A 21,956-nucleotide genomic window follows, 5' to 3' on the forward strand; every position below is an offset into this window, starting at 1 on the left:
TTTACAGTCGACTGGATAAGGTTAGGGTAACTTTCATGACTACAACACCGCGGCTGCTCGCCGCTCTCGCCCTGGTCCCCGCCCTCCTCGCCGGCTGCACTGCCACCGCCGGCGCCTCCGGATCCGACTCCACTTCGGGTGGCACCCGCACAGTGGAGACGTCGCTCGGCACGGTGTCGGTGCCCAAGGAGATCGACTCCGTCGTCGTCCTCGAGGGCCGCCGCGACCTCGACATCGTCCTCTCGCTCGGTCTGCCGCTCACCGGCTTCCCCTACGAGGAGGAAGGCGCCCTCGATCTCGAGTCCCCGGTCAGCGATGAACTCGAGGCGGCCAAGAAGGACGGGGCCAAGGAGCTGTTCCTCGACGACGAGATCAACCTCGAGGCGATCATCGGCGCCGCCCCCGACCTCATCGGCTCCCGGGCCGAGGACGTCGAGCCGATCCGCGCCGAGCTCGAAGCCATCGCCCCGGTCATCGCGATCGGCGACCAGAGCACGAGCACCTGGCAGGAGGACCTCGAACTCGTCGCCGCCGCCACCGGCACCGAGGATCGTGCGAAGGAGCTCATCGCCGGCTACGACGAGCGCGTCGCCGCCCTGAAGAAGGACTATGCGGAGGAACTGACTTCGAACACGTTCGTCCCGCTCAGCTACAACGAGGAGAGCCTCGAAGTTCGCCCGAACCGTCTGCTCTCGTCGAACCTGCGCGACCTCGGGGCCACCCCGGCGAAGTCCTTCCAGGACGCGATCGACGGCAAGGAGGTCTCCTACAGCATCGAGCAGACGCTCGAGAAGTTCGAGGACGCCGACGCGATCATCGCCCTCGTCAACGACAGGCAGGTCTGGTCGCAGTTCCAGGACAACAGCCTCTACCAGCAGCTGCCCGCGGTCAAGGCCGACAACGTCATCCGCTCCGACAAGCAGACCCACGAGGGAGCCGCGCTGACGGCCGACCACAACCTCGGCATCATCGAACAGCTCCTCAAGACGCTTTGACCGCGACCGCACTCGCTCCTGCACCAGCATCGCGTCGCCATCGCCGAGGCGGCGGGCCGCTCGGGCTCGCCGTCCTCGGCGTGGTGGTCATCGTCGGACTCAGCGTCCTCGTCGGATCACGCTCTCTCGATGTCGCCGCCGTCGCCTCGGCGCTGTTCGGTCAGGGCACCGCCGAGGCTTCGGCCATCGTGTGGGAGCAGCGGGTCCCGCGTACCCTCTTCGGACTGTTCGGCGGGGCCGCCCTCGCAGCCGCAGGAGTCGTCATCCAGGGTCACACCCGCAATCCGCTCGCCGATCCCGGGCTGCTCGGAGTCACAGCCGGAGCGTCGCTGGCCGTGGTGCTCAGCATCGCCGTCCTCGGGCTCGCCACACCGGCGGAGTATCTCTGGTCGGCCTACCTCGGCGCCGGTCTCGGAGCCGCCGTCGTCCTCGTCATCGGGGTCGTCGCCAACCGCCGCCGGGACGCCTCTCCTGCCTCACTCGTCCTCGCCGGTGCTGCCGTGTCCGCGCTCCTCGGGGCGATCAGCGGAGTCGTCCTCCTCCTCGACCAGGCAGCCCTCGACGTCTACCGCTTCTGGACCGTCGGCTCGCTGGCGGGCAGTCGGGGACTCGACTCACTCAGCCTTGTCACCCCGCTGATGATCGCCGGCGCCATCCTCGCCGCCGCGCAGTCGCGGTCCCTCGACGCTCTCGCCCTCGGCTCCGACATGGCCCGATCGCTGGGCCGCAGGCTCCTGCCCGTTCAGATCGCGGGCCTGCTCAGCGTCACGCTGCTCGTCGGCGGGGCGACCGCTCTCGTCGGTTCGCTCGGGTTCGTCGGCCTCGTCGCCCCGCACATCGCCCGGGGGATCGTCGGACCCGCCCACGGTCGGCTCCTGCCGCTGTCGGCGGTGCTCGGCGCCGCCCTCGTCCTCGCCGCCGATGTCCTCGGCCGCCTGCTCGTGGCCCCTGCAGAGCTGCCGGTCGGCATCGTCCTCGGCATCATCGGCGGGCCGGTCTTCCTCATCCTCGTCATCAGGCTCTACAGGAGGCGGCCATGACCACCTCGACGCTCTCGGCACCGCGGACGCTGCGCATCGGCGCGGTGTCCCTCCGGTGGTCGCCGCGGACGCTGTTCGTCACGCTCATCGCGGCGATAAGCACCGTGGTCCTGGCAGTGCTCTCCCTCGGCGCGGGAGAGATGTCGCTTCGCCCCGATCGGGTGCTCGCAGTCCTCACAGGCGGCGGCACAGAGCAGGAGCAGCTCATCGTCCTCACCCTGCGCCTGACCCGCACGGTGCTCGGCATCCTCGTCGGGGCGATGCTCGCCCTCTCCGGGGCGATCGTCCAGACGACGACCCGCAACGGCCTCGCCAGCCCCGACCTCCTCGGCGTCACCGCAGGTGCCGGAACCGGCGCGGTGGCCGTCATCGTGCTCGGCGGAACCGGTCCGACGGCGTCAGGCATGTCGACCCTCCTCCACGGCCTCGGCACCTCGGCGGCCGCGCTGCTCGGCGGTCTCGCCGCCGCGCTCACGGTCGCGGCGATCCTGCGCCTGGCCGCCGGCGGGGGCGATGTCAAGGCGTCGAAGCAACATGGGGCTCGCCGGCGAGCAGTCGAGCGAATGCCTCGGTGGGCGTGAGATAGCCCAGTCGGCGGCGGGGTCGATTGTTGATCTCCTCGGCGATGGTGGTGAGGTAGGGCTGGTGATCGGGGATCACCGTGCCCTTGGGCAGATACTCCCGGTAGAGCCGGTTCGTGTTCTCGTTGCTGGGCCTCTGCCAGGGCGAGTGGGGATCGGCGAAGTAGACCGGCATCGCCGTGGCCAGGGAGACCTTCGCGTGCTGGGCCATCTCGCTGCCCTGGTCCCACGCCAACGATGCCTTCATCATCTCGGGCAGGTCGTTGAAAAACTCGATGACCGCGTCAGCGGTTGGCTCGGCGTGTTTCGAGGGCAGGGCCAGCAGCCCGGTGAACCCGCTCATCCGCTCCACCAGCGTCGCCGCGCACGAGGTGCCGTTCTTCCCGATGATCAGGTCACCCTCCCAGTGCCCCGGCACCCGACGCTGGGCGGCGTCCTCACCTCGCTCCGCGATCGGGACCATACCTACGATTGGGCCACCGCGCGTCCGCCCGGTCGTACGTGGTCGGCGCTTGGTCCGCTTGGACTGCAGGAAGATGCCCTTGCGGGCGAGCTCACCCTTCGGGATTGCGTAGATGTACTGGTAGATAGCCTCACCGGAGACGGTTCGGCCGCGTGCGTCAGGAGAGTTCGCCATGCGTTCAACGGTCGGGTCTGTCGCCTCCAGACGCAACCGGCCCGCTATCTCGTTCGGCGTCCAGGACGCGGCCAGGTCGGCGTCCACCCTCGCCTGCAGCACCGGATCCCCCGCGACCTTCCGCTGCTGCGGGCGAGCTCGCCGACGCTGCGCTCTGACGTCTGCGGTCACGGCCTGGTAGCCGCGGGTCTTCGTCGAGTTCCGGTGAAGCTCCCGCGAGATCACCGACGGGCAACGCCCCAGGTGACGGGCGATCCTCCGCACCGACCAGCCCGCTTTCGAGGCCGCCGAGATCTCCGACCTGTCGCTGAACGACAACCCCACCCGCGCCATCTGCACACTCCACCGATCAGACCCCCGCCGACCGGGAGTGTTGCTTCGACGCTATGACACCACCGGGGGACTCCAGATGCTTCTCATCGGCGTCGGCACCTCGTCGCTCTTCGGGGGACTGACGAGCTGGATGCTCATCACAGCGAACATCAGCGATGCCGCCCGGGCGAACGTGTGGCTCGCCGGTTCCCTCAACGGGCGCGGGCCCATCGAAGTCGTCCTCGCTGCGGTCACCCTCGGCATCGTCGGCGCCGTCCTCGTTCCGCTCTCCACCCGCCTGCCCGCACTCCACCTCGGCACCGACCTCGCCTCCGCGCTCGGTCAGGACGTCCGCGGGACCCGCAGCGGCCTGCTCCTCGTCTCCGTCGTCCTCGCCTCCATCGCCGCCGCTGTCGCCGGGCCGATCGGCTTCGTCGCCCTCGTCGCGCCCCACATCGCCCACCGGGCGACCGGTGCCGCGCGACCGCCGCTGTTCACCTCGGCGCTCATCGGGGCCGGCATCGTCGTCGCCAGCGACCTCGTCGCCCGCACCATCGCCTCTCCCATCCTCCTGCCCACGGGCGCGATCACCGCGATCATCGGCGCCCCCTTCCTCATCTGGCTCCTCGTCCGCCAGGGAAAGGACTCCGTCCGATGAGCTCGGCCTTCCACCTCACCGACGTGCGCGTCAGCCTCGGCGGGCGCACCATCCTCCACGACCTCAGCCTCGACATCCCCGCCGCGTCGACGACGGCGATCGTCGGTCCCAACGGCTGCGGGAAGTCGACGCTTCTGCGCACGCTCTCCCGACTCCAGGAGCGCACCGGCGGCATCCACCGGGAGGGGAGGGACATCGGGGAACGCAGGCCACGGGAGTACGCGAAGGACGTCGCGCTTCTGCCTCAGTCCCCGGAGGCACCGGAGAACCTGCCGGTCATCGATCTCGTCTCCCGCGGCCGCGACCCGCACCGACGCTGGTACGACCAGTGGTCGGAGGCCGATGAACGGGTCGTCCGGGAGGCCTTGGCGGCGACCGGGCTGACCGACCTGTCCGAACGTCCTCTCGGCACCCTCTCCGGAGGACAGCGCCAGCGCGCGTGGATCGCACTCACGCTCGCTCAGGCCCCCGAGGTCCTCCTCCTCGACGAACCGACGACCTACCTCGACGTCGCCCATCAGATCGAGGTCCTCGAGACCGTCACCGACCTCCAGCGCAGGCGCGGCATCACCGTCGTCATGGTCCTCCACGACCTGGGGATGGCGGTGCGCTACGCTGACCACATCATCGCGATGCAGGACGGGCGGATCGCCGCCGCGGGACCGGCCGACTCGACGCTGACACCGGAGGCCATCCGCGAGGCGTTCGGCATCGACAGCGTCATCCTCACCGACCCTGTGACCGGACGCCCGGTCATCGTCCCGCACCGCGCACCCCAGACCGTGGAGGGCACATGAGGACGACGACCGGACGCGGCAGGCGCGTGGGCACGAGGATCGGCGGTCCGCGCAGCGCTGTCGCCCTCGCCGTCGACGCCCTGCGGCTGCGCATCCTCCGGGGTGATCTCGCACCGGGGGCGCATATCGGGGAGCAGAGTCTCGCCGATGAACTCGGCGTCGGACGTGCCACCCTGCGTGAGGCCCTGCGCGACCTCGAGCACGACGGACTCGTCGTCCGCGTCCCCGGCGTCGGCACCCGGGTGATCTCGCTCAGCCTCGAGGACGCCTACGAGATCGTCACCCTCCGCGAGCACCTCGAGGACCTCGCCGTCGACCTCGGCGTTCCCGCCTCCCCGGCACGGGTGGAGAGGCTCATGGCCGCCGTCGCGGACCTTGAGAGGGGAGCAGCCGACGGTGACGAAGCCTCCTCCGTCCCCGACAGCCTTGCTTTCCACCGCGCGTTCATCGCCCTGTCCGGCAACACCAGACTCACCGCTGCCTTCGAGACCATCCTCTACCCATTGGGGCTGCTCATGCAGCTCAATCGGCGGGCCAGCTCCGCGGCGGAGTCGCTGAGCGAGCGGGCCGCCCGGCACCGCCGACTAGCCGAACTCGTCCGCGCCGGTGACCCTGAGGCGGTGCGCGCGGAGATGAGCAGCCACCGGACCACGGCATTCCTCCGTTCAGGCGAGCTGTCGACCGAGGAACTCAGCGATGCCGCGAAGGCCTGGGTGGACTACCGGACGACGCTCGACACGCAGTCCCCGACGAAGCGCTGAGGATCCGCCTCTCGCCGCCGACACACGAAGCGCCCGACGAAGCTGGGCGCAGAGACAGCGAGGGCCCCAGCGCAGACGCTGGGGCCCTCGACTCTGTCGCCGGATCGGGATCAGACCGACTTGAAGGCGACGACGGCGTTGTGTCCGCCGAAGCCGAACGAGTTCGACAGGGCGGCGATGTCGCCGTCGGGCAGCTGCGCGGGAGTGTCCCGGACGATGTTGATCGACACCTTGGGATCGACCTCGGTGATGTTCATCGTCGGGGGAGCGGTCCGCGTCTCGAGCGCCTTGACCGTGAAGATCGCCTCGACCGCACCGGCACCGCCGAGGAGGTGGCCGGTCATCGACTTCGTGCCGCTGACGAGGGTGTCCTCGATGTGGTCGCCGAGGAGTTCGGCGATTGCGACGGACTCCGGGATGTCGCCGACGGGCGTCGACGTGGCGTGGGCGTTGACGTGCTTGATGTCGGCGGGGGTGAGCCCGCCGGCCTCGAGCGCCTGCTCCATCGCCTGCAGCGCGTACTTGCCCTCGGGTTCGTTGCCCGTGATGTGGTAGGCATCGTTCGAGATGCCCCAGCTGGCCACCTCGGCGTAGATCTTCGCTCCACGTGCCTTCGCGTGCTCCTCGGTCTCGAGGACGAGCGCGCCGGCTCCCTCGCCCATGACGAAGCCGTCACGGTCGACGTCGTAGGGCCGCGACGCGGTCTCCGGGGAATCGGTGCGACGGGAGAGCGCCTGCATCGAATTGAACGCGGCGAGGGTGATCGGGTGGATCGCCGCCTCCGAACCGCCGGCGATGACGATGTCCGCGTCGCCTTCTGCGATGAGATCGTAGGCGTGGCCGAGGCTCTCCGTCGACGAGGCGCAGGCTGAGACCATCGTCTGCACACCCGCCCGTGCCTTGAACTCCATGCCGATGGCGGCAGCGGGTCCGTTGGGCATGAGCATGGGGACGGTCAGCGGCATGACGCGGCGCGGACCCTCCTCCTTGAGCGTGTCCCAGGCGTCGAGCAGCGTCCACACGCCGCCGATGCCCGTTGCCCACGACACGGCGGTGCGTTCGGGGTCGGTCTCGGACAGGCCCGCATCCTCCATGGCCTCACGGGCGGAGATGAGGGCGAACTGGCTTGAGGGGTCCAGCCGCTTGGCCTGGACGCGCTTGAGCTTCTCGGGCACGACCTCGGGGTCGACGGTGGCGGCGAAGTCGACGGTGAGGTCATACTTCTCCGCCCAGTCATTGTCGAGGGTGCGGACGCCGGACTTCCCGGCCAGCAGCGCCTGCCAGGTCTCGTCGACCGTCGCGCCCAAGGGTGTCACCGCACCGATCCCGGTGACGACAACTTTTGGTGTCATGGTGGAAACCTCGTCGATAGTGTGGGACACGGCCCGTCGGTGGACGGGCCGTGTTCGTCCTCAGTGGTTCAGGCTTCTTGGGCCTTGTTGATGTAGTCGACGGCATCCTGGACGGTGACGAGGTCCTTGACATCGTCGTCCGGGATCTTCACACCGAACTTCTTCTCGGCGTTGACGACGATGGTCATCATCGAGATGGAGTCGATGTCGAGGTCGTCGGTGAACGACTTGCTCGGCTCGACGGCCTCGACGGCCAGGCCGGTCTCTTCGTTGACGATCTCTGCGAGTCCGGCGAGGACTTCAGCTTCGGTGAATGCCATTTCTTTCCTACTTTCTAGTGACGACCGAGGTGCCCCGGTCGGAGTGGAACCGTTTCGACGAGTGTCCCGCCGAATATCTTAGGACATTCACGGAGTGTTTTCCGTGAACGGGCGGTCTCAGGGGAGGCGGACGACCTGGGCGCCGTAGACGAGTCCCGCACCGAATCCCATCTGCAGGGCAAGGCCTCCGCTGAGCTCGGGCTGCTCGCGCAGCAGGCGTTCGGTGGCCAACGGGATCGACGCCGCCGAGGTGTTGCCGTTGTCGGCGATGTCCCGGGCGATGACGACGGACTCCGGCAGGCCCAGCTGCTTGGCGAGTTCGTCGATGATGCGCATGTTCGCCTGATGGGGGATGAACGCGGCGAGGTCGGAGGCTTCGACACCTGATTCCTCGAGCGCCTTCTTCGCCACCTCGGCGCCGTCCCAGACGGCCCAGCGGAAGACGGTGGGCCCGTCCTGGCGCAGGGTCGGGAACGGCAGTTCGCGGTCGTCGCGAACGTCCATGAGCGAGTCGGTCATCCGGATCGTCGACCAGTTCTCGCCCTTCGAGCCCCACACCGTCTTCGCGATGCCGGGCTCGTCGGCCGAGGTGATGACGACGGCGCCGGCGCCGTCGCCGAGGATGAACGAGATCGACCGGTCGGTGGGGTCGATGACGTCGGAGAGCTTCTCGGCGCCGATGACGAGGATGTTGTCCATCGTCCCCGAGCGCACGAGCGCATCGGCCTGGGCGATGCCGTAGCAGTATCCGGCGCACGCGGCGCTGATGTCCCAGGCGGGCACCGGGCCGGTGCCGATGCGGTCGGTGAGCGCGGCTGCCGCCGAGGGTGTGAAGTACGGGAAGGTGACGGTGGAGATGATGATCCCGCCGATGTCCTCGGGCTTGAGCCCCGCCGAGGCGATCGCCTCGAGTGCTGCCTCTTCGCACATCTCGAGGACGCCGACGTCCTTGCTCGCGCGCCTGCGGGTGACGATGCCGGTGCGCTGGCGGATCCACTCGTCGGAGGAGTTGATCGGCCCGGCGATGTCGTCGTTGGTGACGAGGTTCTCGGCACGGTAGGCGCCGATGCCGGCGATCTTCGAGAAGCGGCCGGTCTCGGCGGTGTTGAGAGTGGGCATGGCGGTCATCCTTCTGCTCCGGCGTGGGCTGCGGCGAACTCACGGGCACCGTCGAGGTCGGCGGCGGTCTTGATGGGATACGTCTCGACGCCCTTCATCGCCCGGCGGGCGATGCCGGTGAGCGTGCCGCCGGGGACGAGCTCGATGAGCCCGGTCACACCCATGTCCACGAGCGTCTCCTGGCAGAGGTCCCAGCGCACGGGATTCGTGACCTGGGCGACGAGGAGGTCGACATACGCCTTCCCGGATTCGACCACGGAGCCGTCGGAGTTCGTGAGGATCGGCAGGTCCGGGTCGGCGACGCCGAGACCGGCCGCGGTCTCGGCGAGAGCGGGAACGGCGGGAGCCATGTAGTCGGTGTGGAAGGCACCAGCGACCGGCAGCGGGATGACCCGGGCGCGCTCGGGCGGGTTGTCCGCGAGTCGCTCCAGGTCCGGAAGGGAGCCTGCGGCAACGGTCTGGCCGCCGCCGTTGACGTTGGCGGGGCTGACCCCGGCGGCTTCGATGGCGGAGAGGACATCGGCAGGTTCGCCGCCGACGACGGCCGACATCCCGGTCGGTGTCTCTGCGGCGGCCGCGGCCATGCCGGATCCGCGGACGGCGACGAAGCGCATCGCATCAGCGGGAGAGAGGATACCGGCGATCTGGGCAGCGGCGATCTCTCCGACGGAATGCCCGGCGACGACGTCGGGAGTGACCCCGAGTTCGGCGGCGCACGCGATCGCCGAGGCGACGAGGAGGGGCTGCGCGAGCGCGGTGTCCTTGATCGTCTCATCGTCCGAGGTCGTGCCGTGCAGTCGCAGGTCGATGCCGGAGGCCGACGCGAGGTCGTCGATCTGGGCGGAGAAGGTCTCGAGTTCGAGGAAGGAGGAGAGGAAGCCTGACTTCTGGGCGCCCTGGCCCGGGCAGGTGATGACTAACACTCAGTTCTCTTTTCGTTCGACGTCGCTGTTCAATCTAGTGGATGGTCCAAGTCGCCTACGGCATTTTGTCGCCGTTCGACAATAGCCCGGCATCTGACAGTCGCCCGTACACCAAGGCGATGTGGATGACGAAGGAGTCACGGGAGACCGTGGGATCGAGGCCGATCGCCTCGGTGATCTTCCGCAGGCGGTAGCGCACGGTGTTGGGGTGCACGGAGAGCGCCTTGGCTGTGGCCTCAAGGGACGAGCCGAACTCGACGTAGGCGCTCACGGTCTTGAGCAGCTGGCCCGTCCCCGTCGTCAGCGGCTCGTAGTAGCGGGAGATGAGTTCGCCCAGCGCCACGGTGTCCCCGGCCAGAGCACGCTCCGGAAGGAGTTCGTCGGCCTTGACCGGGCGTGGTGAGTCGGGTCGCGCGGTGGCGGCTTTGAGTGCTCGGATCGCCGCCTTCGCCGAGGTGGCCGCTTCGGCGAGGCTCGGAACGCTGGGTCCGACGATGACCTCGGAGGGGCCGAAGCAGTCCGAGAGATCCTCGACGGCCGTGTCGAGGTCGCCGACTCCGCCGAGGACGATGAGGAGGCGGTTGTCGTGGACGCCGACGAGGGCGTCCTCGGCCCATTTGCGGGCCTTGCGGCGGATGACTTCGATGCCCTTCTTCGCCGAGCGCTGTGGGGCGCGGCCGACAAGGACGGTCACGGGCTCCTCCGACTGCCAGCCGAAGGCCGCAGTGCGGCTGGCGAGTTCGTCGACGGAGTCCCCGCGGACGAGGGCGTCGACGACCATCGCCTCGAGTCGGGCGTCCCAGCTTCCGCGGGCCTCCGCGGCCCGGGCGTAGACGTCGGCGGCGGCGAAGGCGATCTCGCGGGAGTAGATGAGCACGGCCTCCCGCAGCGCCGACTGTTCGGCGGTGCGGGCGATGTCGGGCACCCGCTCCTCGACGACCTCGACGACGACCTTGAGCAGCTGGAGGGTCTGCTGCAGGCTGATCGCGCGGATGAGGTCGCGGGGCGCTGATTTGAAGATCTCGCTGACCACCCGCAGATCGGTGTCGGGGTGGCGGTACCAGTCGATGAAGGAGCTGATGCCCGACTGGGCGAGATGGCCGACCCACGAGCGGTCGGAGGGGGCCATCGAGCGGTACCACGGAAGCCGGGCGTCGAGCCTCTGCAGGGTGACGGTGGAGAGGACTCCGACCCCTGCCCGCAGGCGTCGTCCTGTCTCTGCGCGACGGCGCAGCGTCTCGGTGTCCGAACTCATGGACTCCAGCTTAAAGCCTCGGCGACAAATCCCTTGTCCGCAACGCACAAAACTTCGTGAGATACGACAAATGCGGCCGGAGTCGCATCGACTCCGACCGCATCGGTCTCAGCTGATGATCAGGCGCCGGCGCCCTCCGTGGAACCGGTGGATCCGGCACGCGGATCGTCGAGCTGGTACTTCTTCGCCGCCTCGGCGGCCTTCTCGATCGGGATCACCCCGGTGTCCGCGAGCGAGATGAGCGCCTGGGTGGCCATCGAGGGACCGTCGACGAGGTAGTAGCGACGAGCCGCGGGACGGGTGTCCGAGATCGCGTAGCCGTCGGTGCCCAGCGACGTGAAGTGGTTGGGAACGTACTGGCGGATCTGGTCGGGCACCGCACGCATGAAGTCCGAGGTCGCGACGACGGGGCCGTCGGCGTCGAGGAGCTTCTCCGTGACGTACGGGATGCGCGGTTCGGCCTCGGGGTCGAGCAGACGCTCGTCATCGGCGGCGAGGCCGTCGCGGCGCAACTCGGTCCACGAGGTCACCGACCACACATCGGCCGAGACGCCCCAATCGGCATCGAGGAGCTCCTGGGCCTCGAGTGCCCACGGCACACCGACGCCCGAGGCCATGAGCTGGACCTTCGGCCCGCCGTTGTCCGGGCCCTTCTTGAGCAGGTACATGCCCTTGAGCAGGCCGTCGACGTCGAGGTCCTCGGGCTCCGCCGGCTGGACCATCGGCTCGTTGTACATCGTCAGGTAGTAGAGCACGTTGGGGTCGCGACCGTCGTCGGAGCCGTACATGCGCTGGAGGCCGTCCTTGACGATGTGGGAGATCTCGTAGACGTAGGCCGGGTCGTAGGAGATCACCGAGGGATACGTCGACGAGAGCAGATGCGAGTGTCCGTCACCGTGCTGGAGTCCCTCGGCCACGAGCGTCGTGCGACCGGCGGTGGCGCCGAGGACGAAGCCGCGGGCCATCTGGTCGCCGGCGGCCCAGAAGAAGTCGCCGGTGCGCTGGAAGCCGAACATCGAGTAGAAGATGTAGAACGGGATCATCGGTTCGCCGTGCGTGGCGTACGACGTTCCCACCGCCGTCAGCGCCGCCGTGGCGCCGGCCTCGTTGATGCCGACGTGGAGGAGCTGTCCGTCCATCGCCTCCTTGTAGGCGAGGAAGAGGTCACGGTCGACGGAGATGTAGTTCTGCCCGTGCGGGTTGTAGATCTTCGCGGTCGGGAAGAACGAGTCCATGCCGAAGGTGCGGGCCTCGTCGGGGATGATCGGCACGATGCGCTTGCCGAACTCCTTGTCGCGCATGAGGTCCTTGAGGACGCGGACGAAGCCCATCGTCGTCGCGATCGTCTGCTTGCCCGATCCACGGCGTCCGGCCTCGTAGGTCTTGTCCCCGGGCAGGGCGAGATCGACGTAGGTGCTGCGACGTTCGGGGGAGTACCCGCCGAGGTCGGCGCGACGCTGCTGGAGGTACTTGATCTCCGGGGCGTCGGGTCCCGGGTGGTAGTACGGCGGCAGCTTCGGGTTCTCCTCGAGCTCCTTGTCCGAGATCGGGATCTGGAAGTGATCACGGGCGAGCTTGAGGTCGTCGATCGTCATCTTCTTCATCTGGTGCGTGGCGTTGCGCGCCTCGAAGTGGGGCCCGAGTGAGTAGCCCTTGACGGTCTTGACGAGGATGACGGTCGGCTGACCGGTGTGCTCGAACGCCGCCTTGTAGGCCGCGTAGACCTTGCGGTAGTCGTGGCCGCCGCGCTTGAGCTGCCAGATCTGCTCGTCCGTGTAGTCCTCGACCATCGCCTTCGTCCGCGGGTCACGGCCGAAGAAGTTGTCGCGGACGAAGCCGCCCGACTCGCCCTTGTACGTCTGGTAGTCGCCGTCGGGGGTCTCGTTCATGAGGTTGACGAGGGCTCCGTCGCGGTCCTTGGCGAGCAGGGCGTCCCATTCGCGGCCCCACACGACCTTGATGACGTTCCATCCGGCGCCGCGGAAGTAGGCTTCGAGCTCCTGGATGATCTTGCCGTTGCCGCGGACCGGTCCATCGAGGCGCTGCAGGTTGCAGTTGATGACGAAGTTGAGGTTGTCGAGCTCCTCGTAGGCGGCGACGTGGAGCATGCCGCGGCTCTCGGGCTCGTCGAGCTCACCGTCGCCGAGGAAGGCCCACGTCTGCTGCTGCGAAGTGTCCTTGATGCCCCGGTTGTGGAGGTACTTGTCGAACTGAGCCTGCGCGATCGCGTTCATCGGGCCCAGGCCCATCGAGACCGTCGGGTGCTCCCAGAAGTGCTCGAGCTGGCGCGGGTGCGGGTACGAGGGCAGACCGGCGGGCTTGCCGTCGATGAGGTGGGACTGCTGCTGGCGGAACCCGTCGAGCTCCTCGGCGCTCATCCGGCCCTCGAGGAAGGCACGGGCGTACATGCCGGGGGAGGCGTGGCCCTGGTAGAAGATGTGGTCGCCGCCGCCGGGATGGTCCTTGCCGCGGAAGAAGTGGTTGAGGCCGACCTCGTAGAGGGTGGCGGAGGAGGCGTAGGTCGAGATGTGTCCGCCGACCTCGATGCCGGGCCGCTGTGCACGGTGGACGACCATCGCCGCGTTCCAGCGGTTCCACCGACGGTAGCGGCGTTCGACCTCTTCGTCGCCGGGGAACCAGGGCTCGTTCTCAGGCCCGATCGTGTTGACGTAGTCGGTGGCCGTGAGGCTGGGTACCCCGATCTGCTTCTGCCGGGAGCGTTCGAGCATCCGCAGCATGACATAGCGTGCACGGGTGCGCCCGCCTTCGTCGATGAGGGAGTCGAGAGAGGCCAACCACTCCTCTGTCTCCTCCGGATCGATGTCGGGCACCTGGCTGGGCAGGCCGTTGAGTATCGGTCCGCCCTGATTCCGATTGTCCACGGTGTGGTCCTCTCTTCGCTCCACGACCTGCACAGGTGGTCAGGCCGCGTTCTGCCCGGAGGAGTGGGGATCGGATCGGATCGGTCCCAGGGTCCACCGGATTCACTCATCAGCGTAGTACGCGCAGGCTTTCTTCGCTCATCCGTCCGCTTGTGATCTCTCTGACGGACCCGGTGGCCTCGCCTCGGGGCTCGCGGGACCGACGTTCGGCATGTTCAGGGGCGCGCCGACATTTGCGCCCCGGCCACTGGGGCGGAACAATGAGAGCATGAGCAACTCCGCTTCTGAAAGGACATCGTCCACTTCGACCCTGGCGACCGAACTGGGACAGAATCTCGGTCTCGAGTCAGGGGACTACGTGCAGGAGATCGGCTACGACGACGACGTCGATCTGCAGCTGTGCCAGGCGATCGAGACCATCATCGGAGAGAAGATCGCGGACGGGGACGTCGACGACGTGTTCGACGTCATCCTCATGTGGTGGAGGGCCGACGACGACGACCTCATCGACGGCCTCGTCGATGCGCAGGTCACCCTCAAGGACGGCGGCGTCGTCTGGCTGCTCACGCCGAAGGCGAGCCGGCCCGGGCACATCACCCCCGCCGAGATCTCCGAGGCCGCACCGACCGCGGGCATGCACGTGACCTCGACCGTGAGCGCGGCCGAGGACTGGGCGGGCTTCCGCCTCGTCGGCAAGAAGAACTACTCATGATCCTGGGGCCCGGCGATGCGGCCCCCGACTTCTCCCTGTCCGATCAGTTCGGACGGGACCTCCACCTCGCCGAGGCGGCCCGCCGCGGCCCGGTCATCCTCGCGTTCCTGCCCTACGCCTTCTCACCGGTGTGCGGGGACGAGATCCGAGCCCTCCAGGAGATCCAGGACGATGCGGACGCCGGGGGTGTCCCGCTCACCGTCATCGCGGTGACCGCCGATGCGAAGTACACGCTTGCGGCCTGGGGCGCCGAACGCGGGGTCTCCCTGCCGATCGGCTCGGACTTCTGGCCCCACGGCGAGGTCGCCCGTGCCTACGGGGTCTTCGACGAGGAGCACGGCGTGGCCGAGCGCGGTGTGTTCGTCATCACAGCAGACGGTACGATCGTCAGTGGCCGACAGGTCGCACGCACGGAGACCCGTGACTTCGCGATCGAGGCCCGCACCGCCGCCGCCAACGCCTGAGGAGGACCGCACCATGGCCACCATCTTCACGAAGATCATCAACGGCGAGATCCCTGGCACCTTCGTCTACGAGGACGACGAATGTGTGGCCTTCCTCGACGTCTCCCCGCTCACCGACGGCCACACCATGGTCGTCCCGCGTGCCGAGATCTCGCAATGGACCGACCTCGACGAGGGCCTCCTCGACCACCTCATGAACGTCGCCCGCCGGATCGGTCGGGCGCAGAAGGAGGCCTTCGACTGCGAGCGAATCGGTCTGATGATCGTCGGCTACGAAGTCCCGCACGTCCACATCCACGTGTGGCCGACGACCTCGATGGCCGACTTCGACATCTCCGACCGCGCCCCGATGCAGGACGCGGAGATGCTGGCAGGACCCGCCGAGAAGATCCGGCAGGCCCTGGCCCAGCAGTCCTGATCTGCGTCAGCTCGCGTCGAGGTAGGACACGAGCGCGTCGCGGACGAACTCGGCGCCCCGCTGCCCGCCGTACGCGGCGGCGAACCGCGGGTCGGCGACGTACATGTCCGCAAGTCCGCGAACGTAACCGTCTGTGTCACCGTCGGGATCCGCTGCCGGAGTGCCCGGCACCGAGGACAGCCACTGAATGTGGCGGCGGGAGAGATCCCTGGCCTCGGGCGAGTCCGGGGCCACCCCCGCCTCGGCGGCCTGGGCCCAGTCGGCGGAAAGGTCACGGACCCGGGCCTGCCAGTCGGCCCGCTCGCTCGCGGTCATGCCCGTCCACCATTCCTCCGAGGTCTCATAGGCGCGGTCTCCCCACGTCTGCCGGACCTCGTCTTCGTACTTCCGATGGTCGAAGCCATCGAACATCTCCTCTGCCATGAGAGGCTCACCTGCCTTCATTCTCTCGATCGTCGCGGTGACGGCTCGGATCTGCCTCGTCAGGCGCGCTCGCTCGCGTCCGAGCGAGCGCACATGTTCATTGAGGGCGGCGATCGGGTCCGCGGTGCTCTCGAGCACCTCGGCGATCCGGGGCAGCGGCAGTCCGAGGTCCCGCAGCAGCAGGATCCTCTGGAGGCGGACGAGGCTCGCCTCGTCGTAGTGCCGGTTGCCGTTCGCCGTCCGCGATGACGGAGGCAGGAGGCCGATCGCGTCGTAGTGACGCAGGGTTCGACTCGTCGTCCCCGTCAGCCGCGCTGTTTCCTGTATGGACCAGTCCATGTCGACCAGCCTAGAAGTTGACGTCGCGTCAATGTCAACAGTGCGGGACGGGTTCGCGGTCGATGCCGGACCGGCGGCAGAGCCTCAGGCTGCAGAGCCTCAGGTGGCAGAGACTCAGGCAGCGGCGCGGACGGAGTCGAGGGCGGAGAAGAGGTCCTCGGCGAGATCGTCGATGTGCTCGAGGCCGACCGAGAGGCGGACGAGTCCGTCGCCGGGCTTCGCATCGGCGGTGACCGGGCGGTGGGTGAGCGATGCCGGGTGCTGGATGAGGGTGTCGGCGCCGCCGAGGGAGACGGCGTGGACGACGAGGTCGCAGGCCTCGACGAATGCGCGGGCCGCCTCGAAGCCGCCGGCGACCTCGAGGGCGATCATCGCGCCCGGGCCTGCCATCTGCCGGCCGAGGAGGCCGTGGGGATCCTGCCCCTCGAGTCCCGGGTAGTGGACGGCGGCGATCGCCGGGTGGGCGCTCAGGCGCTCGGCGAGCTGAGCTGCCGTGGCCTGAGCGGCGCGCATCCGCACCCCGAGAGTGCGCAGACCGCGGTGGAGGAGGTAGGCGCCCATCGGGTGGAGGAGTGCGCCGGTGATCGCGCGGACCTGGCGCAGGCGCATCGCCCACTCGGAGTTCGTCGCGATGATCCCGCCCATCGCATCGCCGTGGCCGCCGATGTACTTCGTCGCACTGTGGAGGACGAGGACGGCACCGTGGCGGATCGGGCGCTGGAGGACCGGGGTGGAGAACGTGTTGTCGACGAGGACGGGCACGGATCCGGCTTGCGCGACGACGGCGTCGAGGTCGACGAGGTCGAGGCTCGGATTGGCCGGGGTCTCGACGATGACGAGACCGGTGTCCGCCTGGATCGCCTCGGCGATGGCGTCCTGGGTCGTCCACGTCACGGTGGTGCCGAGCAGGCCCGAGTCAAGCAGGTGGTCGCTGCCGCCGTAGAGGGGGCGGACGGCGACGATGTGCGGGGTGCCTGCGCTCACGGCGGCGAGCAGGGTCGCAGTGAGCGCCGCCATGCCCGTGGCGAAGGCGACGGCCTCCTCGGCCTGTTCGAGGTCGGCGAGCGCGGATTCGAAGCGGGCGACGCCGGGCTGCCACAGGCGCTGGTAGACAGCGGAGTCGCCGTCGCGCAGCGGATGACCGGTGGCGAGCCATTCGTAGGACTCGCCTCCGGTGTCGATGTCGCCGACAGGGTTCGTCGTCGAGAGGTCGATCGCGGGGACGTGGACGCCGGCGTCGGTGAGGCCGTCCATGCCGCCGTGGACCATGAGTGTCTCGGGGTGGAGGTGGGATTCGGGGTGGAGTGAGGTCATGCCAGCATTCAAGTCATCTCTGCGGTCAACCGCAATGGATCCTCACGAATCTGCGAAGAACACGTTTCTCATCACAGAAGCTCCACCGAGGTGTGGGAGACTGTGAGGCATGTCGCAGAAAGTCGAACTCGATGATGTCGATCTCCGTCTCCTCCGCGCGCTGCGGAGGAATGCGCGGGCCTCGGGCTCGGCGCTGGCCGCCGAGGTGGGGATCTCCGAGTCGACGGTGTCGCTGCGCCTCAAGCGCCTGCGCTCCTCGGGAGTCATCCGCGGTTTCAGCGTCGACATCGACACCTCGGCGCTCGGCATTCCGCTCCAGGCACTCATCTCGATCCGGCTCGCCCAGCACGATCGCGCAGAGATCGACGCCTTCACCGCGGCGGCGCCGAAGTTCCCCGGGGTCGTGCGGATGTACCACATGGCCGGGGCCGATGACTATCTCCTCCACATCGTCGCCCCCGACACCGAGGCCGTGCAGTCCTTCGTCCTCGACTACCTCACCCGGTACCCGGCGGTCGCACACACGCGCACGAACCTGATCTACCGGGTCGAGGATGGTACGCAATGGCTGCCTGAGGGCTGAAGGTGGGCACCGGAGACCCGCCAGGCGTCGATCGCCTCGGCGAGGCCCTTGGCGAGGACGGTCCGCGGCAATCCTGTGCACCGACCGGCTGCCTTGATGAGTCCGTCGGCGCTCTCATATCCCACGGCGCGAGCCGACGTCCGGTGCGAGGCGCCCGCCCGCAGATGGCGCATAGCCGTGTTGAGCCGGGCCCGGGTGCGCCAGCCGACATAGCTCATCCCGAGATCGGCGCGGAACCGGCGCTCGAGATGCCGGGGGCTCACCGCCTTCGCCCGGGCGAGATCGGCCAGGGGCAGGTGCAGGGCGAGCGGGTCGGTGACGATCGCGGTGATCAAGGGGTCCGAGGATGAGGGGATGGGGAAGGCGTCGACGATGAGTTCGCCGAGGCGGGCGTCGAGTGCGGTGCGGAACCGGTGCTTCTCGGCCTCCGTGCGCGGGGACGTCGCGAGGATGAGCAGGGCCAGCTCGTGGATCTCAGGGGAGGTCCGCACCTCGAGGGCGCCCCCGGGAGGGTCGAGGGTCACTCGGGGGCCGATGAGAATGCTCTCCCGGCGGACCGTCACCGCATGGTCGACGTGCGCGCGCAGCCACAGGCCGGCGCCGGACCCGACGGAGATCGTCTCGGGCGGCGCACCACCTCGGCGATGGACGGCGATGTCGACCGGCCCGCTGACGACGTGGACGAGGAGGGGATGGTCGTGGGCATGACGATCGTGGCCGACGAACGTCACCGGACCCGACAGCGGACGGGCCGGGGTCGCAGGGCGGAGCAGAGTCTGTCGGGCTGGTCGCGGAGTCATGTCGCCTTTGTCGAAGTCGGGACGTCAGGTTTGGTTAGCCTTGGCTATGTTCCCAATCGTAGCCGTCCGCAGAGGTCTCGCATGTCTCCACTGTCCCGTTCGTCCCTTCGCCGCGGAATCACCGCTGCCGCTCTCACCGGTGCCCTTGTCCTTCTCAGCTCCTGCGGGTCGTCGGGCTCGAGTGCGGACGCGGGGCCGGCGCAGACGCGCACGGTGACGACCGCCGAGGGTCCGGTCGAAGTCCCCGTCGATCCGCAGCGGATCGTCGTGCTCAACTACGCCCTCGCCGGCTACCTCTACGACATCGACGAGCCGGTCGTCGCGACGACCCCGGAGGTGACAAACACCGACGGAGAGTACTCGGAGTTCTGGGATGAGAAGGCAGAGGCTCAGGGAACGGAGTTCCTGCCGTGGAGCAACGACGGATTCGATCTCGAGGCGGTCATCGCCTCCGACCCCGATCTCATCATCGCCGGCGGGCTCGGCTTCCCGGGCAAGCATGCCGCGGATTCGTACGACCGTCTGCAGGAGATCGCGCCGACGGTGATCGTGTCCGGGGACAGGCAGACGTGGCAGGATCAGTTCGCGTTCATCGCCGGTGACGTCCTCGGCAGGCAGGATGACTACGACGGCTTCGTCCGCGATTATGAGAAGGGGGTCGCCGAGGTGAGGGAGAGCATCGAGGTGCCCGCAGGGGAGGTCTCGTTCCTCACCCTCGACAAGCCGGAGAGCCCATACATCCTCATTGAGGGCAAGAGCCTGTCGGCCGAGCTCGCACCGCTCGGCTTCACGACCGCCCCCTTGTTCGAGCGCAACGACATCGACCCCTATGTCGCCGGCGGCGACATGTTCGGCCCCTCACTCGAGACGCTGCCCGACGTCCTCGATGCGGACACCGTCTTCGTCGTCGGGTTCAACAGCCCGAAGATGACCGTTGCGGCGCTCGAGGACCGCGCCCCGTACGACCGGGTGCCCGCGTTCGAGACGGGCCAGGTCTACGACCTGCCGTACTGGGCGCTGCGTGCCGACTACGACGAGTCGCGGGCGCTCCTCGACCTCATCGAGAACATGTTCGCGAAGGCGTGAACCGCGCATCGGCTGACAGGAGGGGCCGCCTCGGCGATAATCGGGGCATGGCCGAACAGAAGACGAAGCCCACCGACGCCGATGTCGGGGCGTTCATCGACGCGGCGACCCCCGCGAAGCGACGCGAGGACGGCAAGCGCCTGGCGGAGATCTTCACCGAGGTGACCGGGGTCGACCCGGTGATGTGGGGTCCGTCGATGGTCGGGTACGGCGAATACCATTACCGATCGCCGGTGAATCCGCGCAATCACGGGGTGTGGCCGAAGACGGCGTTCTCACCGCGGAAGGCGCAGCTCTCCCTCTACGGGCTCAAGGACCTGCCCGAAGGGGCCGCGCTGCTGCCTCGGTTGGGGAAGTACACCGAGGGCGCAGGATGCGTGTACGTGAGGAAGCTCGAGGACATCGACGAGGGTGTCCTGCGCAGGCTCATCGCCATCGCCTTCGCGCGGGAGGACGATCCCGAACCTGGCGCAGCTCACTGAGGCAGGCTCAGCTCACTGAAGTGGGCTCAGCTCACTGGGGCGGGGCGCTGCCGATGCTCAGCCCGGGTTTGCGCTGGTGGACCGAGAGGTAGCTCAGTCCGTGCTCGCAGGCGGTGAAGGCTCGGGGCGTGCGGCGCGGGAGCCAGACGATGGCTCCGGGGGAGAGGGCGATGTCCTCGTCGTCGGTTGCCAGCACTCCGGAGCCGGAGATGACGTGGATGAGGACATCGAGGGCCGGGCCGTTGTGCCGGTCGATGGTGTCGCCGGGAGTGAGGGCGATGATGTTGGCATCGAGGTCGCGGGCGGGTGAGTCGAGCCTCCAGGCCGAGCCGGATGCCGGCGGCACTCGGGCGAAGTCGGTGGAGTCGGCGACGCGGCGAGGGGTCTCGGTCATGGCAGGTCCTTCCGTTCGCCCCGCCGGGATCGGTCGAAGCTCGACGATGCTGGTGAGAGCGGGGCAGAGATGAAAAAATCTCGGGCCGTCGGTGGTGTCATAGCGTCGAAGCAACACTCCCGGTCGGCGGGGGTCTGATCGGTGGAGTGTGCAGATGGCGCGGGTGGGGTTGTCGTTCAGCGACAGGTCGGAGATCTCGGCGGCCTCGAAAGCGGGCTGGTCGGTGCGGAGGATCGCCCGTCACCTGGGGCGTTGCCCGTCGGTGATCTCGCGGGAGCTTCACCGGAACTCGACGAAGACCCGCGGCTACCAGGCCGTGACCGCAGACGTCAGAGCGCAGCGTCGGCGAGCTCGCCCGCAGCAGCGGAAGGTCGCGGGGGATCCGGTGCTGCAGGCGAGGGTGGACGCCGACCTGGCCGCGTCCTGGACGCCGAACGAGATAGCGGGCCGGTTGCGTCTGGAGGCGACAGACCCGACCGTTGAACGCATGGCGAACTCTCCTGACGCACGCGGCCGAACCGTCTCCGGTGAGGCTATCTACCAGTACATCTACGCAATCCCGAAGGGTGAGCTCGCCCGCAAGGGCATCTTCCTGCAGTCCAAGCGGACCAAGCGCCGACCACGTACGACCGGGCGGACGCGCGGTGGCCCAATCGTAGGTATGGTCCCGATCGCGGAGCGAGGTGAGGACGCCGCCCAGCGTCGGGTGCCGGGGCACTGGGAGGGTGACCTGATCATCGGGAAGAACGGCACCTCGTGCGCGGCGACGCTGGTGGAGCGGATGAGCGGGTTCACCGGGCTGCTGGCCCTGCCCTCGAAACACGCCGAGCCAACCGCTGACGCGGTCATCGAGTTTTTCAACGACCTGCCCGAGATGATGAAGGCATCGTTGGCGTGGGACCAGGGCAGCGAGATGGCCCAGCACGCGAAGGTCTCCCTGGCCACGGCGATGCCGGTCTACTTCGCCGATCCCCACTCGCCCTGGCAGAGGCCCAGCAACGAGAACACGAACCGGCTCTACCGGGAGTATCTGCCCAAGGGCACGGTGATCCCCGATCACCAGCCCTACCTCACCACCATCGCCGAGGAGATCAACAATCGACCCCGCCGCCGACTGGGCTATCTCACGCCCACCGAGGCATTCGCTCGACTGCTCGCCGGCGAGCCCCATGTTGCTTCGACGCCTTGACATCGCCGTCGCACTGCGATGACCCGAGATCTCACTGGTCGGGATAGCGGGATTTGAACCCACGACCTCCTCGTCCCGAACGAGGCGCGCTACCAACCTGCGCCATATCCCGTGACCAGC

Annotated in this window: 24 protein-coding genes and 1 tRNA gene; 13 read left to right on the forward strand and 12 right to left on the reverse strand. The window is 68.3% G+C overall.

Translation table 11 applies throughout. From position 1 onward, the window contains the following. Window positions 1–35: 35 nt before the first annotated feature. Genes AC0VYB_RS09395 through AC0VYB_RS09405 form a run of 3 tightly spaced genes read left to right on the forward strand, consistent with a single transcriptional unit; the run spans window position 36 to window position 2,616 of the window. Complete coding sequence (locus AC0VYB_RS09395; RefSeq protein ID WP_313450239.1) at window positions 36–995, forward strand: ABC transporter substrate-binding protein; 960 nt, start codon at window positions 36–38, stop codon at window positions 993–995. Continuing rightward, window positions 992–2,035, forward strand: a complete 1,044-nt coding sequence (locus tag AC0VYB_RS09400) for a FecCD family ABC transporter permease (protein ID WP_313450237.1) — start codon at window positions 992–994, stop codon at window positions 2,033–2,035. The genes AC0VYB_RS09395 and AC0VYB_RS09400 overlap by 4 nt, the downstream gene beginning before the upstream one ends. Further along, a complete protein-coding gene (locus AC0VYB_RS09405; protein ID WP_415711623.1) occupies window positions 2,032–2,616 on the forward strand; it encodes an iron chelate uptake ABC transporter family permease subunit in 585 nt (194 codons plus the stop codon). Before AC0VYB_RS09400 ends, AC0VYB_RS09405 begins: the two co-directional genes overlap by 4 nt. Here AC0VYB_RS09405 and AC0VYB_RS09410 read toward each other — a convergent pair. Next, complete coding sequence (locus AC0VYB_RS09410; protein ID WP_009381402.1) at window positions 2,552–3,586, reverse strand: IS30 family transposase; 1,035 nt, start codon at window positions 3,584–3,586, stop codon at window positions 2,552–2,554. The genes AC0VYB_RS09405 and AC0VYB_RS09410 overlap by 65 nt on opposite strands. 37 nt (window positions 3,587–3,623) lie before the next feature. Between AC0VYB_RS09410 and AC0VYB_RS09415 the strand changes: the two genes are divergently transcribed. Genes AC0VYB_RS09415 through AC0VYB_RS09425 form a run of 3 tightly spaced genes read left to right on the forward strand, consistent with a single transcriptional unit; the run spans window position 3,624 to window position 5,781 of the window. Next, window positions 3,624–4,223: a FecCD family ABC transporter permease gene (locus AC0VYB_RS09415; protein WP_475384667.1), complete on the forward strand. Its 600-nt coding sequence runs from the start codon at window positions 3,624–3,626 to the stop codon at window positions 4,221–4,223. Then, window positions 4,220–5,020 (forward strand): ABC transporter ATP-binding protein, encoded by an 801-nt coding sequence (locus tag AC0VYB_RS09420; protein ID WP_009375604.1) that lies wholly within the window; start codon window positions 4,220–4,222, stop codon window positions 5,018–5,020. Before AC0VYB_RS09415 ends, AC0VYB_RS09420 begins: the two co-directional genes overlap by 4 nt. Further along, the gene (locus tag AC0VYB_RS09425) at window positions 5,017–5,781 is read left to right on the forward strand and encodes a GntR family transcriptional regulator (protein WP_009375608.1); all 765 of its coding nucleotides are present in this window, start codon (window positions 5,017–5,019) and stop codon (window positions 5,779–5,781) included. The genes AC0VYB_RS09420 and AC0VYB_RS09425 overlap by 4 nt, the downstream gene beginning before the upstream one ends. Before the next feature lie 110 nt (window positions 5,782–5,891). Here AC0VYB_RS09425 and fabF read toward each other — a convergent pair whose 3' ends face one another. From fabF to aceE, 6 genes are all read right to left on the reverse strand, one after another. Beyond that, window positions 5,892–7,133 (reverse strand): beta-ketoacyl-ACP synthase II, encoded by a 1,242-nt coding sequence (gene fabF / locus AC0VYB_RS09430; protein ID WP_040340998.1) that lies wholly within the window; start codon window positions 7,131–7,133, stop codon window positions 5,892–5,894. 68 nt (window positions 7,134–7,201) lie between these two features. Continuing rightward, a complete protein-coding gene (locus AC0VYB_RS09435; protein ID WP_009375612.1) occupies window positions 7,202–7,453 on the reverse strand; it encodes an acyl carrier protein in 252 nt (83 codons plus the stop codon). A 117-nt stretch (window positions 7,454–7,570) separates the two neighbouring features. Further along, entirely contained in the window at window positions 7,571–8,572 is a 1,002-nt protein-coding gene (locus AC0VYB_RS09440) for a beta-ketoacyl-ACP synthase III (protein ID WP_475384668.1), read from the reverse strand. 5 nt (window positions 8,573–8,577) lie between these two features. Continuing rightward, window positions 8,578–9,495: an ACP S-malonyltransferase gene (locus AC0VYB_RS09445; protein WP_009375619.1), complete on the reverse strand. Its 918-nt coding sequence runs from the start codon at window positions 9,493–9,495 to the stop codon at window positions 8,578–8,580. Window positions 9,496–9,550: 55 nt separating this feature from the next. Then, window positions 9,551–10,750, reverse strand: a complete 1,200-nt coding sequence (locus AC0VYB_RS09450) for a PucR family transcriptional regulator (RefSeq protein WP_009375620.1) — start codon at window positions 10,748–10,750, stop codon at window positions 9,551–9,553. A 119-nt stretch (window positions 10,751–10,869) separates the two neighbouring features. Continuing rightward, on the reverse strand, window positions 10,870–13,632 hold the full coding sequence (gene aceE / locus AC0VYB_RS09455; RefSeq protein WP_009375622.1) for a pyruvate dehydrogenase (acetyl-transferring), homodimeric type: 2,763 nt from the start codon (window positions 13,630–13,632) through the stop codon (window positions 10,870–10,872). Between the two features lie 268 nt (window positions 13,633–13,900). Here aceE and AC0VYB_RS09460 point away from each other — a divergent pair, with 268 nt between their 5' ends. Genes AC0VYB_RS09460 through AC0VYB_RS09470 form a run of 3 tightly spaced genes read left to right on the forward strand, consistent with a single transcriptional unit; the run spans window position 13,901 to window position 15,226 of the window. Next, window positions 13,901–14,344, forward strand: coding sequence for a DUF3052 domain-containing protein (locus AC0VYB_RS09460; RefSeq protein WP_009375624.1), 444 nt, complete (start codon window positions 13,901–13,903; stop codon window positions 14,342–14,344). Further along, entirely contained in the window at window positions 14,341–14,808 is a 468-nt protein-coding gene (locus AC0VYB_RS09465; protein WP_009375626.1) for a redoxin domain-containing protein, read from the forward strand. The genes AC0VYB_RS09460 and AC0VYB_RS09465 overlap by 4 nt, the downstream gene beginning before the upstream one ends. 13 nt (window positions 14,809–14,821) lie before the next feature. After that, a complete protein-coding gene (locus AC0VYB_RS09470) occupies window positions 14,822–15,226 on the forward strand; it encodes an HIT family protein (RefSeq protein ID WP_009375628.1) in 405 nt (134 codons plus the stop codon). 6 nt (window positions 15,227–15,232) lie between these two features. Here AC0VYB_RS09470 and AC0VYB_RS09475 read toward each other — a convergent pair whose 3' ends face one another. Continuing rightward, window positions 15,233–15,988 (reverse strand): MerR family transcriptional regulator, encoded by a 756-nt coding sequence (locus AC0VYB_RS09475; RefSeq protein WP_475384669.1) that lies wholly within the window; start codon window positions 15,986–15,988, stop codon window positions 15,233–15,235. A gap of 114 nt (window positions 15,989–16,102) precedes the next feature. Next, window positions 16,103–17,302 carry a trans-sulfuration enzyme family protein gene (locus AC0VYB_RS09480; RefSeq protein WP_009375633.1) on the reverse strand — a complete coding sequence of 400 codons (1,200 nt, stop codon included), beginning with the start codon at window positions 17,300–17,302 and terminating at the stop codon, window positions 16,103–16,105. A gap of 109 nt (window positions 17,303–17,411) precedes the next feature. Here AC0VYB_RS09480 and AC0VYB_RS09485 point away from each other — a divergent pair, with 109 nt between their 5' ends. Next, window positions 17,412–17,885, forward strand: a complete 474-nt coding sequence (locus tag AC0VYB_RS09485) for an Lrp/AsnC family transcriptional regulator (RefSeq protein WP_009375635.1) — start codon at window positions 17,412–17,414, stop codon at window positions 17,883–17,885. On the opposite strand, the gene AC0VYB_RS09490 is transcribed toward AC0VYB_RS09485, so the two are convergent. Then, window positions 17,843–18,685 carry a helix-turn-helix domain-containing protein gene (locus AC0VYB_RS09490; RefSeq protein ID WP_100227349.1) on the reverse strand — a complete coding sequence of 281 codons (843 nt, stop codon included), beginning with the start codon at window positions 18,683–18,685 and terminating at the stop codon, window positions 17,843–17,845. The two genes, AC0VYB_RS09485 and AC0VYB_RS09490, sit on opposite strands and share 43 nt — an antisense overlap. An 81-nt stretch (window positions 18,686–18,766) precedes the next feature. On the opposite strand from AC0VYB_RS09490, the gene AC0VYB_RS09495 reads away from it, so the two are divergent. Then, window positions 18,767–19,771, forward strand: a complete 1,005-nt coding sequence (locus AC0VYB_RS09495) for an ABC transporter substrate-binding protein (protein WP_040341002.1) — start codon at window positions 18,767–18,769, stop codon at window positions 19,769–19,771. A gap of 47 nt (window positions 19,772–19,818) precedes the next feature. Further along, the gene (locus AC0VYB_RS09500) at window positions 19,819–20,253 is read left to right on the forward strand and encodes a DUF1801 domain-containing protein (RefSeq protein WP_009375644.1); all 435 of its coding nucleotides are present in this window, start codon (window positions 19,819–19,821) and stop codon (window positions 20,251–20,253) included. Between the two features lie 31 nt (window positions 20,254–20,284). On the opposite strand, the gene AC0VYB_RS09505 is transcribed toward AC0VYB_RS09500, so the two are convergent. Beyond that, window positions 20,285–20,647 (reverse strand): cupin domain-containing protein, encoded by a 363-nt coding sequence (locus AC0VYB_RS09505; protein WP_259788467.1) that lies wholly within the window; start codon window positions 20,645–20,647, stop codon window positions 20,285–20,287. Between the two features lie 154 nt (window positions 20,648–20,801). Here AC0VYB_RS09505 and AC0VYB_RS09510 point away from each other — a divergent pair, with 154 nt between their 5' ends. Then, window positions 20,802–21,836 (forward strand): IS30 family transposase, encoded by a 1,035-nt coding sequence (locus tag AC0VYB_RS09510; protein WP_009381402.1) that lies wholly within the window; start codon window positions 20,802–20,804, stop codon window positions 21,834–21,836. Between the two features lie 35 nt (window positions 21,837–21,871). On the opposite strand, the gene AC0VYB_RS09515 is transcribed toward AC0VYB_RS09510, so the two are convergent. Beyond that, window positions 21,872–21,948: transfer RNA gene (locus tag AC0VYB_RS09515), tRNA-Pro, on the reverse strand. Between the last annotated feature and the right edge of the window lie 8 nt (window positions 21,949–21,956).

This window comes from Brevibacterium sp. Z349TD_9 (assembly GCF_056173565.1).